The sequence below is a fragment of the Pseudomonas sp. TH06 genome, from assembly GCF_016651305.1.
Lineage (GTDB): Bacteria > Pseudomonadota > Gammaproteobacteria > Pseudomonadales > Pseudomonadaceae > Aquipseudomonas.
Genome location: NZ_JAEKEC010000001.1, coordinates 406,434 through 421,917, shown reverse-complemented (window position 1 = coordinate 421,917; position 15,484 = coordinate 406,434). Strand labels below are relative to the sequence as shown.

12 protein-coding genes are annotated in these 15,484 nt (G+C 60.4%); 8 read left to right on the top strand and 4 right to left on the bottom strand.

From position 1 onward, the window contains the following. Positions 1 to 3: 3 nt before the first annotated feature. From JFT86_RS02045 to gatC, 4 genes are all read right to left on the bottom strand, one after another. Positions 4 to 378, bottom strand: coding sequence for a septal ring lytic transglycosylase RlpA family protein (locus JFT86_RS02045; RefSeq protein ID WP_201235382.1), 375 nt, complete (start codon positions 376 to 378; stop codon positions 4 to 6). A 232-nt stretch (positions 379 to 610) separates the two neighbouring features. Next, on the bottom strand, positions 611 to 2,056 hold the full coding sequence (gatB, locus tag JFT86_RS02040) for an Asp-tRNA(Asn)/Glu-tRNA(Gln) amidotransferase subunit GatB (RefSeq protein ID WP_201235380.1): 1,446 nt from the start codon (positions 2,054 to 2,056) through the stop codon (positions 611 to 613). Positions 2,057 to 2,202: 146 nt separating this feature from the next. Beyond that, complete coding sequence (gatA, locus tag JFT86_RS02035) at positions 2,203 to 3,654, bottom strand: Asp-tRNA(Asn)/Glu-tRNA(Gln) amidotransferase subunit GatA (RefSeq protein ID WP_201235378.1); 1,452 nt, start codon at positions 3,652 to 3,654, stop codon at positions 2,203 to 2,205. A gap of 16 nt (positions 3,655 to 3,670) precedes the next feature. After that, on the bottom strand, positions 3,671 to 3,958 hold the full coding sequence (gatC, locus tag JFT86_RS02030) for an Asp-tRNA(Asn)/Glu-tRNA(Gln) amidotransferase subunit GatC (protein WP_007915356.1): 288 nt from the start codon (positions 3,956 to 3,958) through the stop codon (positions 3,671 to 3,673). 211 nt (positions 3,959 to 4,169) lie between these two features. On the opposite strand from gatC, the gene mreB reads away from it, so the two are divergent. The 8 genes from mreB (at position 4,170) to tldD (ending at position 15,445) form a co-directional block, all read left to right on the top strand. Then, positions 4,170 to 5,207 carry a rod shape-determining protein MreB gene (gene mreB, locus JFT86_RS02025; RefSeq protein ID WP_002555108.1) on the top strand — a complete coding sequence of 346 codons (1,038 nt, stop codon included), beginning with the start codon at positions 4,170 to 4,172 and terminating at the stop codon, positions 5,205 to 5,207. 143 nt (positions 5,208 to 5,350) lie between these two features. After that, positions 5,351 to 6,484, top strand: a complete 1,134-nt coding sequence (mreC, locus tag JFT86_RS02020) for a rod shape-determining protein MreC (protein ID WP_201238540.1) — start codon at positions 5,351 to 5,353, stop codon at positions 6,482 to 6,484. Further along, positions 6,484 to 6,975: a rod shape-determining protein MreD gene (gene mreD, locus JFT86_RS02015; RefSeq protein WP_103303129.1), complete on the top strand. Its 492-nt coding sequence runs from the start codon at positions 6,484 to 6,486 to the stop codon at positions 6,973 to 6,975. The genes mreC and mreD overlap by 1 nt, the downstream gene beginning before the upstream one ends. 37 nt (positions 6,976 to 7,012) lie before the next feature. After that, positions 7,013 to 7,609: a Maf family protein gene (locus JFT86_RS02010; protein WP_201235376.1), complete on the top strand. Its 597-nt coding sequence runs from the start codon at positions 7,013 to 7,015 to the stop codon at positions 7,607 to 7,609. A 57-nt stretch (positions 7,610 to 7,666) separates the two neighbouring features. After that, on the top strand, positions 7,667 to 9,124 hold the full coding sequence (rng, locus tag JFT86_RS02005) for a ribonuclease G (RefSeq protein WP_201235375.1): 1,458 nt from the start codon (positions 7,667 to 7,669) through the stop codon (positions 9,122 to 9,124). A gap of 75 nt (positions 9,125 to 9,199) precedes the next feature. After that, on the top strand, positions 9,200 to 13,006 hold the full coding sequence (locus tag JFT86_RS02000) for a YhdP family protein (RefSeq protein ID WP_201235373.1): 3,807 nt from the start codon (positions 9,200 to 9,202) through the stop codon (positions 13,004 to 13,006). Positions 13,007 to 13,138: 132 nt separating this feature from the next. Next, complete coding sequence (locus JFT86_RS01995; RefSeq protein WP_201235366.1) at positions 13,139 to 13,999, top strand: carbon-nitrogen hydrolase family protein; 861 nt, start codon at positions 13,139 to 13,141, stop codon at positions 13,997 to 13,999. A 3-nt stretch (positions 14,000 to 14,002) separates the two neighbouring features. Next, a complete protein-coding gene (gene tldD / locus JFT86_RS01990; protein ID WP_034154473.1) occupies positions 14,003 to 15,445 on the top strand; it encodes a metalloprotease TldD in 1,443 nt (480 codons plus the stop codon). Positions 15,446 to 15,484: the final 39 nt, after the last annotated feature.

Sequence of the window (15,484 nt, the reverse complement as noted above, 5' to 3'; positions counted from 1 at the left end):
CCATCAGTCGTCGAGGGCCTGCACGCGAACCCGCGCGGTGCCGCTGCCGAGCATACCGAGTTGTTCGGCCGCTTCGCGTGAAACATCGATCAAGCGACCACGGGTGTGCGGCCCGCGATCATTGATGCGCACCACGCAGGATTTATCGTTTTTCAGGTTGGTGACCTTGACCCGGGTGCCGAAGGGTAATTGGCGGTGGGCGGCGGTCAGGGCGTTCTGGTTGAACGGCTCGCCGCTGGCGGTCCGTTTACCGTGGTGTTTGGCTCCGTAATAGGAGGCGACGCCGCTCTGGTCGTAACCGTGCGGGTCGATGGTGTCGTTGCTGGCGCAACCGGCGAGCAAAGAGAGCAGGGCGCAGCTGATGAACAAACGCTTCATTCAAAGGTTTCCCAAAACAATTGTGCGAGCAACCCCGTGTAGAAATGGGCTTTTGTGGCGAGGGGATTTATCCCCGATGGGGCGCGTAGCGGCCCCGAATTCCAAGTACACAAGAATTGGGTCTGCTTCGCAGCCCATCGGGGATAAATCCCCTCACCACAAAACCCCATAAGCCACAGAAAATTGTCCCCACAGGGATCGGAGCCAGTCCTTGGGACTGGCTCCATTTTCATCAGCCTTCGAGCTTGCTTTTCAGCAGTTCGTTCACTTGCTGCGGGTTGGCCTTGCCTTTGGAGGCTTTCATGGCCTGACCGACGAAGAAGCCGAACATCTTGCCGCGTTTGGCTTCATCCGCCGCACGATATTGTTCAACTTGCTCGGCGTTGGCCGCGAGCATTTCGTCCAGTACCGCCGAGATCGCGCCGCTGTCGGTCACTTGCTTCAGGCCGCGCTTCTCGATGATCTCGTCCGCGCTGCCTTCACCATTGGCCATCGCTTCGAACACCACTTTGGCGATCTTGCCGGAGATGGTGTTGTCCTTGATGCGCTGCAGCATGCCGCCCAACAGTTCAGCCGAAACCGGCGACTCGTCGATGTCCAGGCCTTGCTTGTTGAGCAGGCTGCCCAACTCGACCATCACCCAGTTCGCCGCCAGTTTGGCGTCGCCGCCGATGGCTGCGACTTTCTCGAAGTAGTCCGCTTGCTCACGACTGGTGGCCAGCACGTTGGCATCGTAGGCCGACAGACCGAACTGGCTCTGGAAGCGCTCGCGTTTTTGCGGTGGCAGTTCCGGCAGGGTGGCACGCACCTCGCCGAGGAACGACTCTTCGATGATCACCGGTAGCAGGTCCGGATCGGGGAAGTAACGATAGTCGTTGGCTTCCTCTTTCGAGCGCATCGGACGGGTCTCGTCCTTGTTCGGATCGTACAGACGGGTCTGCTGGATCACTTTGCCGCCGTCTTCGATCAGCTCGATCTGACGCTGGATCTCGGAGTTGATCGCCTTCTCGATGAACCGGAACGAGTTGACGTTCTTGATCTCGCAACGCGTGCCGAACTCAACCTGACCTTTCGGACGGATCGACACGTTGCAGTCGCAACGCAGCGAGCCTTCGGCCATGTTGCCGTCGCAGATGCCCAGGTAACGCACCAGCGCGTGGATTGCCTTGACGTAAGCCACGGCTTCCTTGGCGCTGCGCATGTCAGGCTCGGAAACGATTTCCAGCAGCGGTGTGCCGGCACGGTTCAGGTCGATGCCGGTGGCACCGTTGAATTCTTCGTGCAGGCTTTTGCCGGCGTCTTCTTCCAGGTGCGCGCGGGTGATGCCGACACGTTTGACGGTGCCGTCTTCCAGCGCGATGTCCAGGTGGCCCTTGCCAACAATCGGCAATTCCATCTGGCTGATCTGGTAGCCCTTCGGCAGATCCGGGTAGAAGTAGTTCTTACGGGCGAACACGTTGTGCTGGCCGATCTCGGCGTCAATCGCCAGACCGAACATCACCGCCATCCGCACGGCTTCCTGGTTCAACACCGGCAGAACGCCAGGCATGCCCAGATCGATCAGGCTGGCCTGGGTGTTCGGCTCGGAGCCGAACGTGGTGGAACTACCGGAAAAGATTTTCGACCGGGTAGTGAGCTGAGTATGAATCTCCAGCCCGATCACGACTTCCCATTGCATGTGTGTCTCCTAGCCTTTTGCTGGGGATTTTGAAACGTCGCGAGCGAAGGTAAGGCAAGGCGAAAACTGGCGAGTAAGCGGAGTTGACGTTAGTCAATGAGCATTACGAGCCAGTTTTCAACGCAGCATTACCGAGCGCAGCAGTTTCAAAACCCCTGCGGGGTGCGGGTGTGCCAGTCAGTGTGTAACTGATACTGGTGAGCAACATTGAGCAAACGGCCTTCCTGGAAATACGGCGCGAGCAACTGCACGCCAACCGGCAGACCGTCGACAAAACCGGCCGGCATCGACAGGCCCGGCAGGCCCGCGAGGTTGGCGGTGATGGTGTAGACGTCTTCCAGATAGGCAGCGACCGGGTCGCTGTTTTTCGCGCCGAGCTTCCAGGCCGGGTTCGGCGTGGTTGGGCCGAGGATGATGTCGACTTCATTAAATGCAGCCATGAAATCGTTTTTCACCAGACGACGGATCTTCTGCGCTTTCAGGTAGTAGGCGTCGTAGTAACCGGCGGACAGCGCGTACGCACCGACCATGATCCGGCGCTGTACTTCAGGGCCGAAGCCTTCGCCACGGGAGCGTTTGTACAGGTCAATGAGGTCTTTCGGGTTCTCGCAGCGATGGCCGAAACGCACGCCGTCGAAACGCGACAGGTTCGAGGAGGCTTCTGCCGGCGCGATCACGTAGTACGCAGGGATTGCGTGCTGCATGTTCGGCAGGCTGATTTCCTTGATCACGGCACCGAGCTTCTGCAGCTCTTTAATGCTGTTCTGGATCAACTCGGCGATGCGCGGGTCGAGACCGGCGCTGAAGTATTCCTTCGGCACGCCGATGCGCAGGCCCTGCAACGAATCGCCCAGGCTTGCGGAGTAATCCGGAACCGGCTCATCGATGCTGGTGGAGTCGTTCTGATCGAAACCGGCCATACCTTGCAACAAAATTGCGCAGTCTTCGGCAGTGCGGGCCAACGGGCCGCCCTGATCGAGGCTGGAGGCGTAAGCGATCATGCCCCAACGCGAAACGCGACCGTACGTCGGTTTCAGGCCAGTGAGGTTGGTGAACGCGGCGGGCTGACGGATCGAGCCGCCGGTGTCGGTGGCAGTGGCCGCCGGCAACAGGCGAGCGGCAACGGCCGCGGCCGAACCACCGGACGAACCGCCCGGCACGTGTTCCAGGTTCCACGGGTTTTTCACCGCGCCGTACCAGCTCGACTCGTTGGCCGAACCCATGGCGAATTCGTCCATGTTGGTCTTGCCCAGCGTCACGGCACCGGCCGCAGCCAGTTTGGCAACCACGGTGGCGTCGTATGGCGCTTTGAAGTTGTCGAGCATCTTCGAGCCGCAGCTGGTGCGGATGCCCTGGGTGCAGAACAGGTCTTTGTGAGCGATCGGCGCGCCGAGCAGGGCGCCGCTCTCACCGTTGGCGCGGCGTACATCAGCGGCTTTCGCCTGCTCGATGGCCAGCTCTTCGGTGAGGCTGATGAAACTGTTGAGCTGTGGGTCGAGCTGGGTAATACGCGCCAGCAAGACTTTGGTCAGCTCTTCGGAGGAAAACTTTTTATCGGCGAGACCGCGGGCGATCTCGGCCAGAGTCATTTGATGCATTGCAGGCTCTTTCCCTTTAGTCGATGACTTTCGGAACCAGATACAGGCCGTTTTCGACCGCTGGTGCGATGGACTGATAGGCCTCGCGATGATTGCTTTCGGTCACGACGTCGGCGCGCAGGCGCTGACTGGCTTCCAGCGGGTGGGCCAAAGGCTCGATACCGTCGGTATTGACGGCCTGCATTTCGTCGACCAGCCCGAGAATGCTGTTGAGGGCGGAAGTAATGTGCGGAAGATCGGCATCATTGAGGCCAAGGCAGGCCAGATGAGCGATTTTTTCCACGTCGGAGCGTTCTAGCGCCATCGGGATTCTCCAGTGGAAAACAGAACGGACGGCGTCCGTGTGTTAGATTGTCGGAACACTACCGCACTTCTACGGTCATAAGGCCGCGATTGTGGGGCTTGGTGCACAGAAAAGCGGCCAATTTAACATATTGGCGCCTTGCCCAAAATCCCTGTCGTTGTTAGAGTTTGCCGCACTTTTTTACCCACGCGTTGCCTAGGGTCCCTTTCCCATGTTCAAGAAACTGCGTGGCATGTTTTCCAGCGATCTTTCCATTGACCTGGGCACTGCCAACACCCTTATTTACGTGCGCGAGCGCGGTATCGTCCTGAATGAGCCATCGGTTGTGGCCATTCGGACACACGGTAACCAGAAAAGTGTCGTTGCTGTCGGCACCGAGGCCAAGCGCATGCTCGGCCGTACGCCGGGCAACATTGCTGCCATTCGTCCGATGAAGGACGGCGTGATCGCCGACTTCAGCGTCTGCGAAAAGATGCTGCAATACTTTATTAACAAGGTTCACGAAAACAGCTTTCTGCAGCCTAGCCCTCGTGTGCTGATCTGCGTTCCATGCAAATCCACTCAGGTTGAGCGTCGTGCCATCCGTGAATCGGCCCTTGGTGCCGGTGCCCGTGAAGTGTTCCTGATCGAAGAGCCAATGGCTGCTGCGATCGGTGCCGGCCTGCCGGTAGAAGAAGCTCGCGGCTCGATGGTCGTGGATATCGGTGGTGGTACCACTGAAATCGCGCTGATCTCCCTGAACGGTGTGGTCTACGCCGAATCCGTACGTGTTGGCGGCGACCGTTTCGACGAAGCGATCATCACCTACGTGCGCCGTAACTACGGCAGCCTGATCGGTGAATCGACCGCCGAGCGCATCAAACAGGAAATCGGCACGGCCTACCCGGGCGGCGAAGTTCGCGAAGTCGACGTTCGCGGTCGCAACCTGGCCGAAGGCGTTCCACGCGCATTCACCCTGAACTCCAACGAAGTGCTGGAGGCTCTGCAAGAGTCCCTGGCAACCATCGTTCAGGCCGTGAAAAGTGCCCTGGAGCAATCGCCGCCGGAACTGGCTTCCGACATCGCCGAGCGTGGCCTGGTGCTGACCGGTGGTGGCGCGCTGCTGCGTGACCTCGACAAGTTGCTGGCCCAGGAAACCGGTCTGCCGGTGATCGTTGCCGAAGATCCGCTGACCTGTGTTGCTCGCGGCGGTGGCCGTGCATTGGAAATGATGGATAAGCACACCATGGATCTGCTTTCGAGCGAGTAAGTCGCCGATTGCAATACGTGGGTGAGCGCGCGCAGGCAGCACTTTGCAGTGCTGCCTGTTGGCGTTTATCTTCTGTCAGTCTTCATCCAGGCCGGTTTGATGCCGTATGAATAAACAGAACATTTGCCTGGGAGGAGCGGCTTATTAAACCGCTTTTCGCCAAGGGCCCTTCGTTGGGCGTCCGCCTGTTGGTGCTGGCCGTGTTGTCGGTTGCGCTGATGGTGGTCGATGCCCGCTTCAGTCTGCTCAAGCCTGCACGCAGCCAGATGTCGCTGGTGCTGATGGACGCCTACTGGATCACTGACCTGCCCGGTCGTTTGTGGGAAGGCGTTGCCAGTCAGTTCGGCAGCCGCACCGAGCTGGTCGCCGAAAACGAAAAACTCAAGACCGAGAACCTGCTGTTGCAGGGCCGCATGCAGAAGCTTGCCGCCCTCACCGAGCAGAACGTCCGGCTGCGCGAGTTGCTCAATTCCTCCGCGCTGGTCAACGAGAAGGTCGAAGTGGCCGAGTTGATCGGCATGGACCCCAACCCCTTCACCCATCGCATCATCATCAATAAAGGTGAGCGCGACGGCGTGGTCCTCGGTCAGCCGGTGCTCGATGCGCGCGGTCTGATGGGGCAGGTGGTCGAGTTGATGCCGTACACCTCTCGGGTGTTGCTGTTGACCGACACCACTCACAGTATTCCTGTGCAGGTGAACCGTAACGGTCTGCGGGCGATTGCCAGTGGTACCGGCAACCCGGAACGCCTGGAATTGCGTCATGTCGCCGATACCGCCGACATCAAGGAAGGCGATCTGCTGGTCAGCTCCGGCCTCGGCCAGCGCTTCCCGGCCGGTTACCCGGTGGCGACGGTCAAGGAAGTGATCCACGATTCCGGCCAGCCCTTCGCGATCGTTCGCGCCGTGCCGACCGCCGCGTTGAACCGCAGCCGTTACCTGCTGCTGGTGTTCAGCGACAATCGCACCGCCGAAGAGCGCGCCAACGATGCTGCGCAAGCTCAGGAAAATCTTGATGCCTTTGGCGGCGGCCCGATCATTCCGGCCACCGTACCGAAAACCGTGACGCCACCGGCTGCCGCAACACCTGCCGCCGCAGCGACGCCGGCTGCACCGGCTGCCAGCGCCACGCCGGCCAAACCCGTTGCAAGCAAACCGCCCGCAAAACCACCGGCAACCACTCCGGCGGCCGCCAAGCCTCCGGCTGCCCAGCCTGCTGCACGACCTGCGGCGAAACCGCCGGTCACCGCGCCTGCTACCACTGGGAGACAAGAATAATGGTCGGGGCTACCGCATCGCGAAACGGCTGGATCGTCTGGCTGACGTTTGCCATCGGCATGCTGCTCAGCGTCTCGCCGCTGCCGCAATTCATGGAAATCCTGCGCCCGCTGTGGCTCGCCTTGCTGCTGACTTTCTGGGCGCTGTACATGCCGCAAACGGTCGGTATGGTGACGGCGTTCTGTCTGGGGCTGGCGGAAGACGTGTTGTACGGCACGCTGCTTGGGCAGAACGCGCTGATCCTGACGTTGATCACCTTCCTGGTTCTTTCGCTGCAACAGCGCCTGCGGATGTTTCCGATCTGGCAGCAGTGTCTGGTGATCCTGGTGATCTTCGGGCTCGCGCAACTGGTGCAGTTGTGGCTCAGTGCCCTGACTGGCAACCGCCAGCCGACCCTGGCGCTGGTGCTGCCGGCGCTGGTCAGCGCCTTGCTCTGGCCTTGGGTCAGCTTCGCTTTGCGTGGATTGCGCCGCCGCTACAAAATCAATTGATCCGGTGAAGCAGGGCACTGAACAGGGAGATGTTTTGATGAAGCCGCTTTACCTCGCCTCTGGATCGCCGCGTCGACGTGAGCTGCTCACGCAGATCGGCATTCCGTTCTCCGCCATCAGCGCGGACATCGATGAAACCCCGCTTCCTGAAGAATCGCCATCGGCCTATGTCGAACGCCTTGCGCGCGGCAAGGCCGAGGCCGGGCGGCGCACGATCGTGTCCGAGCAGGCATTCTGTGTACTGGGCGCCGACACCGCGGTGGTGCTCGACGGCAAAATTCTTGGCAAACCGGTGGACGAAGCCGATGCATGCGCCATGCTGATGATGTTGTCCGGCAAGGAGCATGAGGTGCTGACGGCGATTGCCGTGCTCGAAGGCCAACGTTGCGAGTCGCGAGTGGTGCGCAGTCTGGTGCGGTTCCGGCCGATCAGCCGTGAAGAAGCAGCAGCCTATTGGGCCAGTGGAGAACCCCGGGACAAGGCCGGTGGTTATGGCATTCAGGGACTCGGCGCGGTGTTTGTCGCGGGCCTCAATGGCAGCTATTCGGCGGTAGTCGGGTTGCCCGTTTGCGAAACCGCAGAACTGTTGGGCCATTTCGGCATACCCTGTTGGCAAAACCTGAACGCGCAATAAGCGTCGTACGAACAAGATGCGGCCATTATCGTGAACATGCCTGAACGAGATCCTGCCATGAGTGAAGAGATTCTGATCAACATCACGCCGATGGAGTCGCGCGTGGCGGTGGTCGAAAACGGTGTGCTGCAAGAAGTCCACGTCGAGCGTACGCAAAAACGCGGGATCGTCGGCAACATCTATAAAGGCAAGATTGTCCGGGTGCTGCCGGGTATGCAGGCAGCGTTTGTCGACATCGGCCTTGATCGTGCGGCATTCATTCACGCCGCCGAAATCTCTCTGCGTGAAGGCCCGGCGGTGGAAAGCATCAGCGCGCTGGTACACGAAGGTCAGAGCCTGGTGGTGCAAGTCACCAAGGATCCGATCGGTTCCAAGGGCGCACGGCTGACCACGCAGTTGTCGATCCCGTCGCGGTATCTGGTGTACATGCCGCGTACCGCCCACGTCGGCATTTCCCTGAAAATCGAAGACGAAGCCGAGCGCGAACGCCTCAAGCAGGTCGTCAGCGATTGCGTGGCCAAAGAAGGCATCAAAGAGGCCGGCGGTTTCATTCTGCGTACCGCTGCCGAAGGCGCTGGAGCCGATGAAATTCTCATGGACATCCGCTACCTGCGGCGCCTGTGGGATCAGATCAACGAACAGATCAAGACCATTTCTGCGCCGAGCGTGATCTACGAAGACCTCGGTCTGGCCCTGCGCACGTTGCGCGACCTGGTCAATCCGAAGATCGAGAAGATCCGCATCGATTCCCGGGAAACCTTTCAGAAAACCACGCAGTTCGTCGCCGAACTGATGCCGGAAATTGCCGATCGTCTGGAGCATTACCCGGGCGAGCGACCGATTTTTGATCTGTACGGTGTCGAAGACGAAATCCAGAAAGCCCTGGAACGCAAGGTACCGCTGAAATCCGGCGGTTATCTGGTGGTCGATCCGGCAGAAGCCATGACCACCATCGACGTCAACACTGGGGCGTTCGTCGGTCATCGCAATCTTGAAGAAACCATTTTCAAGACCAATCTCGAAGCGGCAACCGCGATTGCCCGGCAGATGCGCCTGCGCAATCTGGGCGGGATCATCATCATCGACTTCATCGACATGGAAGATGAAGAGCACCAGCGTCAAGTGCTGCGCACGCTGGAAAAACAGCTGGAGCGTGACCACGCCAAGACCAACATCATCGGCATCACCGAGTTGGGCCTGGTGCAGATGACCCGCAAGCGTACCCGCGAAAGCCTTGAGCAAGTGCTGTGCGAACCGTGCAGCAGTTGCCAGGGACGCGGCAAACTGAAAACTCCGGAAACCATCTGTTACGAGATTTTCCGCGAGATTCTTCGAGAAGCCCGGGCCTATCAGGCGGAGGGTTATCGCGTGTTGGCGAACCAGAAAGTCGTCGATCGGTTGCTCGACGAAGAGTCCGGTAACGTTGCCGAGCTTGAAGGGTTTATCGGCCGCACCATACGCTTCCAGGTGGAAACCATGTATTCCCAGGAACAATATGACGTGGTGTTGCTCTGATCCCCTGCGTCACCCTTTTTCCACCGCGGCTGGCCTCAGCTTTTCGCAGTATTCATGCCATGGGAGCCAACTGACATGGACCGTCTGACACGCCTTTTGGCCGCACTTACCCGCTGGGGGCTGGGCCTGTGCGCGTTGGTTCTGGTGTTGATGGCGTTGTACGTCAGTCTCGGTCGTGAACTGACGCCTTTGGTTGCCGAATACCGCGCCGAGATCGAAGACAAGGCCAGTGCCGCCCTCGGCATGCCGCTGCAGATCGGTGAGCTGGAGGGCAACTGGAGCGGTTTTGCACCGATCCTGTTGGCCCATGACGTCATGGTCGGTGATGGCGCCAATGCCCTGCGCCTGGATCGGGTGCGCGTCGTGCCGGATCTGTGGACCAGTCTGCTGGCTCGTGAAGTGCGCATCGCGCATCTGGAACTCAACGGCCTGAAAATCAGCCTCAAGGAAGCCGAGGATGGCAGTTGGGCGCTGGAAGGGCTGCCCGTGCAGAAGGATCAGCCGTTCGATCCGGAGCAACTGTTCAATCGCTCGCAAATGATTCAGCAACTCTCGGTGCTCGACAGTCAGGTGACCTTGCAGCCGCTGGATCACCCGGCGATGACGCTCACCTATGTCGGCCTCAATCTGAAAACCGGCGCCAGTCGGCAGCGTCTCGACGCACGTTTGACCCTGCCTGACGGCCAACCCGTTGCGCTGAACCTGCGCACGCGCATCCGCCCCGGTCAATGGCAGGACAGCTCGGTGGAGGGGTACGTCAGCCTGCCGCAAAGTGACTGGTCAAAGTGGCTGCCAGGGCGTCTTACCCAGCAATGGAATTTCTCCGAGATCAAGGCTGGGGGCGAACTGTGGGTGAACTGGTCGCAAGGCACTCTGCAAAGTGCCGCAGTGCGATTGAATGCGCCGCAACTGATCGGCGCCTACGCTGAGCGCAAGCCGATCCAGATCAACAATCTGGCGCTCAACGCCTACTACGAGAACAGCGCCAAAGGCGCGACCGTCACCCTTGATTCGCTGGCGATGAACTTCGGCGAAACCCGCTGGGAGTCGCGCGTGCAAGTGCAGCAGACAGTCGCTACCGACAAGGTTGACGAACTCTGGCACCTACAGGCTGATCGTCTCGATCTGACACCGATTACACCGCTGCTCAACGCATTGGGGCCGTTGCCGCAAGGTTTTGCCACGGTGGTCGAGCGTTTGAAGGTCACGGGTGGTTTGCGCAATGTGTTGCTGGATTTCCGTCCGAACGCTACTGATGGCAGCAAATTCGGTTTCGCGGCCAACCTCGACAACGTCGGTTTCGATGCTTATCACGGTGCCCCGGCGGCACGAAATGTCAGCGGTAGCCTCAGCGGCAATCTCGACGGCGGCGAGTTGCGCATGGACAGCAAGGACTTTGTCCTGCACCTCGATCCGATTTTCGCCAAGCCGTGGCAGTACATTCAGGCCAACGCCCGGTTGACCTGGAAACTCGATAAAGACGGTTTCACCCTGATCGCGCCGTATCTGAAAGTGCTGGGTGAAGAAGGCAAGATTGCCGGCGACTTCCTGATTCGCCTGCACTTCGATCACAGTCAGGAAGACTACATGGACCTGCGGGTCGGTCTGGTCGAAGGCGACGGTCGCTACACCGCCAAGTATTTGCCTCAGGTGCTGAGCCCGGCGCTGGACGAATGGTTGCGTAGCGCGATCCTCCAGGGCGCCGTGGATCAGGGCTTCTTTCAGTATCAGGGGTCACTGAGCAAGAACGCCGGTGAGGCGGATCGCAGCATCAGTCTGTTCTTCAAGGTGCATGACGCCGAACTGGCCTTCCAGCCAGGCTGGCCGCATGTCAGCAAGGTCAGCGGCGATGTGTTCATCGAGGACAGCGGCGTACGGATTCTGGCCAGCAAGGGCCAGTTGCTCGATACCCAGGTCAGCGATGTTTTCGTTAACATTCCCCACGTGCCGGCCGGACAACACACCCATATGTATCTCGACGGCGGGTTTTCCGGCGGCCTCGGTGATGGCCTGAAAATTCTTCAGGACGCACCGATCGGCACGGGCGAAACCTTTGCCGGCTGGGAAGGTGCGGGCGATCTGCAAGGCAAACTCAAACTGGATATCCCGCTGGACAAGGGCGGTGACCAGCCGAAGATCGTCGTCGATTTCAAGACTGCCAATGCGCGACTGAAACTGGCCGAGCCGAAACTGGAACTGACCCAGCTCAAAGGTGATTTCCGTTTCGACAGCGCCAAGGGACTCAGTGGGCAAAACATCGCTGCTCGAGCGTTCGACAAACCGGTCACTGCGCAGATCTTTGCTGACGGCAGCCCTGGCAAACTCAAGACCCGCGTGGCGGCGTCGGGCCAGGTTGAAGTCAAGAAACTCACGGACTGGCTCGGCGTGACCCAGCCGTTGCCGGTGTCCGGGACAATTCCCTATCAGTTGCAGTTGAACCTGGACGGTGCCGACAGTCAGTTGATGGTCAGTTCCAGCATGAAAGGTGTGGCCGTCGATCTGCCTGCGCCATTTGGCATGGCGGTGGATGTCGGGCGCGACACGGTATTCCGCATGACACTGCAGGGACAGGAACGGCGTTACTGGGTCAATTACGATCAACTGGCGAATTTCACCTTCGCGGCGCCGCCGAGCAATTTCGCTGACGGCCGTGGTGAGTTGTTCCTCGGTGCCGGCGAAGCCGTGTTGCCTGGCGCCAAGGGCTTGCGCATTCGCGGTGTGTTGTCGGAATTGGACGTCGCACCGTGGCAGGATCTGGTCAACAAATATGCCGGACAGGATCCGGGTGGCAGCGCCAAGCAACTGTTGAGCAGTGCCGACTTCAAGGTCGGCAAGCTGACCGCATTCGGCACGACGCTGGATCAGGCTTCGGTGCAGGTGAATCGCAAGCCGGGAATGTGGAATCTGGCGCTGGACAGTCAGCAAGCCAAGGGCACCGCCAGTCTACCGGATGCCAAAAGCGCGCCGATTGCCGTCAACCTGCAATACGTGCGACTGCCGGCGCCGGATCCGACAGTGCAGGCTGACGAGAATGCGCCCGACCCGTTGGCGTCGGTCGATCCGACGAAAATCCCGGCGCTGGATATCACCATCAATCAGCTGTTTCTGGGGCAGGATCTGGTCGGTGGCTGGTCACTCAAGGTCCGGCCGACCGCCAAAGGCATTGCCTTGAACAATCTCGACATGGGCCTCAAAGGCATCCTGTTGCAGGGCAATGGCGGCTGGGAAGGCGCGCCAGGCTCGACCAATAGCTGGTTCAAGGGCCGGATTGGCGGCAAGAACCTCGCCGATGTGCTCAAGGGCTGGGGCTTCGCGCCGAGCGTGACCAGCGAAGAATTCCATATGGACGTCGATGGCCGCTGGCCGGGTTCGCCCGCATGGCTGGCGACCAAGCGTTTCTCCGGCACCCTCGATGCTTCGCTGAGCAAAGGCCAGTTTGTCGAAGTGGAAGGTGGGGCGCAGGCATTGCGCGTATTTGGCCTGCTCAACTTCAACTCCATCGGCCGCCGGTTGCGTCTGGACTTCTCCGACCTGTTCGGCAAAGGTCTGAGCTACGACCGGGTCAAAGGTCTGCTGGTGGCGAACAACGGGGTCTACGTGACCCGCGAACCGATCCGCCTGACCGGGCCATCAAGCAACATCGAACTGGACGGCACACTCGACCTGGTCGGCGATCAGGTCGACGCCAAATTGCTGGTGACGTTGCCGGTGACCAACAACCTGCCGATTGCCGCGCTGATCGTTGGCGCTCCGGCGGTCGGCGGCGCACTGTTCCTGATCGACAAGCTCATCGGCGACCGTGTGGCGCGCTTTGCCAGTGTGAAATACACCGTCAAAGGCCCGTGGAAAGAGCCGAAAATCACCTTCGACAAGCCTTTTTGAGTAGCATGGCGCTAATCCCTATGTAGGAGCTGCCGCAGGCTGCGATCTTTTGATCTGGTTTAAAAGCAACATCAAAAGATCGCAGCCTGCGGCAGCTCCTACACCGTTATCTGCAGATTCCGAGGAGCGGCCATGTCTTTGGCGGTGATTCAAATGGTCAGCCAGAGTGACGTGCTGGCCAATCTGGCTCAGGCCCGGCGCCTGCTTGAACAAGCGGCAGCGGGGGGCGCGAAGCTGGCCGTGTTGCCGGAGAACTTCGCCGCCATGGGCCGTCGTGACATTGCCGACATCGGCCGCGCCGAGGCGCTTGGCGAAGGTCCGATCCTGCCATGGTTGAAACAGACCGCCCGCGACCTCAGGTTATGGATAGTCGGCGGCACATTGCCGCTGCCGCCGGTCGATCAACCCGACGCCAAGTCGCACGCCTGTTCACTGCTGGTCAACGATCACGGCGAAATCGTTGCACGCTATGACAAGTTGCACTTGTTCGATGTCGATGTAGCGGACAATCGCGGCCGTTACCGCGAATCCGATGACTATGCTTATGGCAGCGGCGTGGTGGTGGCGGACACCCCGGTGGGCAAGGTCGGTCTGACCGTGTGTTATGACCTGCGCTTTCCGGAGCTGTACAGCGAATTGCGTGCCGCCGGTGCCGAGTTGATTACCGCTCCGTCGGCCTTTACCGCCGTGACAGGCGCGGCGCACTGGGAGGTGCTGATCCGTGCGCGGGCCATCGAGACTCAGTGTTATGTGTTGGCGGCAGCGCAGGGCGGGACCCATCCGGGGCCGCGAGAAACCTTCGGGCATGCGGCAATCGTCGACCCGTGGGGTCGCGTGCTGGCGCATCAGGATCAAGGCGAAGCGGTGTTGTTGGCCGAACGCGATAGCGACGAACAAGCGTCCATCAGGGCGCGGATGCCGGTGACGAGTCATCGGCGGTTTTTCTCGCAGGGCGCACAGCGACCTGCTTCAGAACATGAATTTAAGGCCTAAACCATGAGCGAGTTGTTGTCCTCAGTCAGTGATCACCTTTTGGCGCCCGGCGGCGTAACGATCGAGAGCCTGCAAGGCGTGCTCGGCGATCTGGCGGGCCCGGGCATCGATGCCGCCGACCTGTATTTCCAGGGCCAGATTTCCGAGTCCTGGGCGCTGGAAGACGGCATCGTCAAGGAAGGCAGCTTCAACCTCGACCAGGGTGTCGGTGTGCGTGCGCAGTCCGGTGAAAAAACCGGTTTTGCCTACAGTAACGCGATCACCCTCGAAGCCTTGGGCGCTGCGGCGCGTGCGGCCCGTTCAATCTCCCGGGCCGGGCAGAACGGCACCGTCCAGGCGTTCACCACACAGGACGTCGCCCAGTTGTATGCGCCGGACAACCCGCTGGAAGTGCTGAGCCGTGCCGAGAAAGTCGAACTGCTCAAGCGCATCGATGTTGCCACGCGCGCGCTTGACCCGCGCATTCAGCAGGTCAGCGTGAGCATGGCCGGTGTCTGGGAGCGAATTCTGGTGGCGTCCACCGATGGCGGTCTGGCGGCTGATGTGCGACCGCTGGTGCGTTTCAACGTCAGCGTCATCGTTGAGCAGAATGGTCGTCGCGAGCGTGGTGGCCATGGCGGCGGCGGACGTACCGACTACCGTTATTTCCTCGCCGAAGACCGTGCCATGGGTTATGCCCGTGAAGCGTTGCGTCAGGCGTTGGTCAACCTCGAAGCGATTCCGGCGCCGGCCGGGACCTTGCCGGTGGTGTTGGGGTCGGGCTGGTCTGGCGTATTGCTGCACGAAGCGGTGGGCCACGGTCTGGAAGGTGACTTCAACCGCAAGGGCAGCTCCGCCTACAGCGGGCGCATGGGCGAAATGGTTGCCTCGAAGCTGTGCACCATCGTCGATGACGGCACCCTGAGTGGCCGTCGCGGTTCGCTGAGTGTCGACGACGAAGGCACGCCGACCGAGTGCACCACGCTGATCGAAAACGGCGTGCTCAAGGGTTACATGCAAGACAAGCTCAACGCTCGCCTGATGGGTGTGGCGCGCACTGGCAACGGCCGTCGCGAATCCTATGCGCACCTGCCGATGCCACGGATGACCAACACCTACATGCTCGGCGGCGAAAGCGATCCGGCGGAAATCATCGCTTCGGTGAAGAAGGGCATCTACTGCGCCAACCTCGGTGGCGGTCAGGTCGACATCACCAGCGGCAAGTTCGTGTTCTCCACCAGCGAGGCGTACTTGATCGAGGACGGCAAGATTACCGCGCCGGTCAAAGGCGCGACGTTGATTGGCAACGGCCCTGAGGCAATGAGCCGGGTGTCGATGGTCGGTAACGATCTGGCGCTGGACAGCGGCGTAGGCACGTGCGGCAAGGATGGGCAGTCGGTACCGGTGGGGGTTGGCCAGCCGACGCTGAAAATCGATGCGATCACCGTGGGTGGCACGGGCGCATAAAAAGAGGTGGAACTGCGGGTGGCGCACAGGGCGACCACC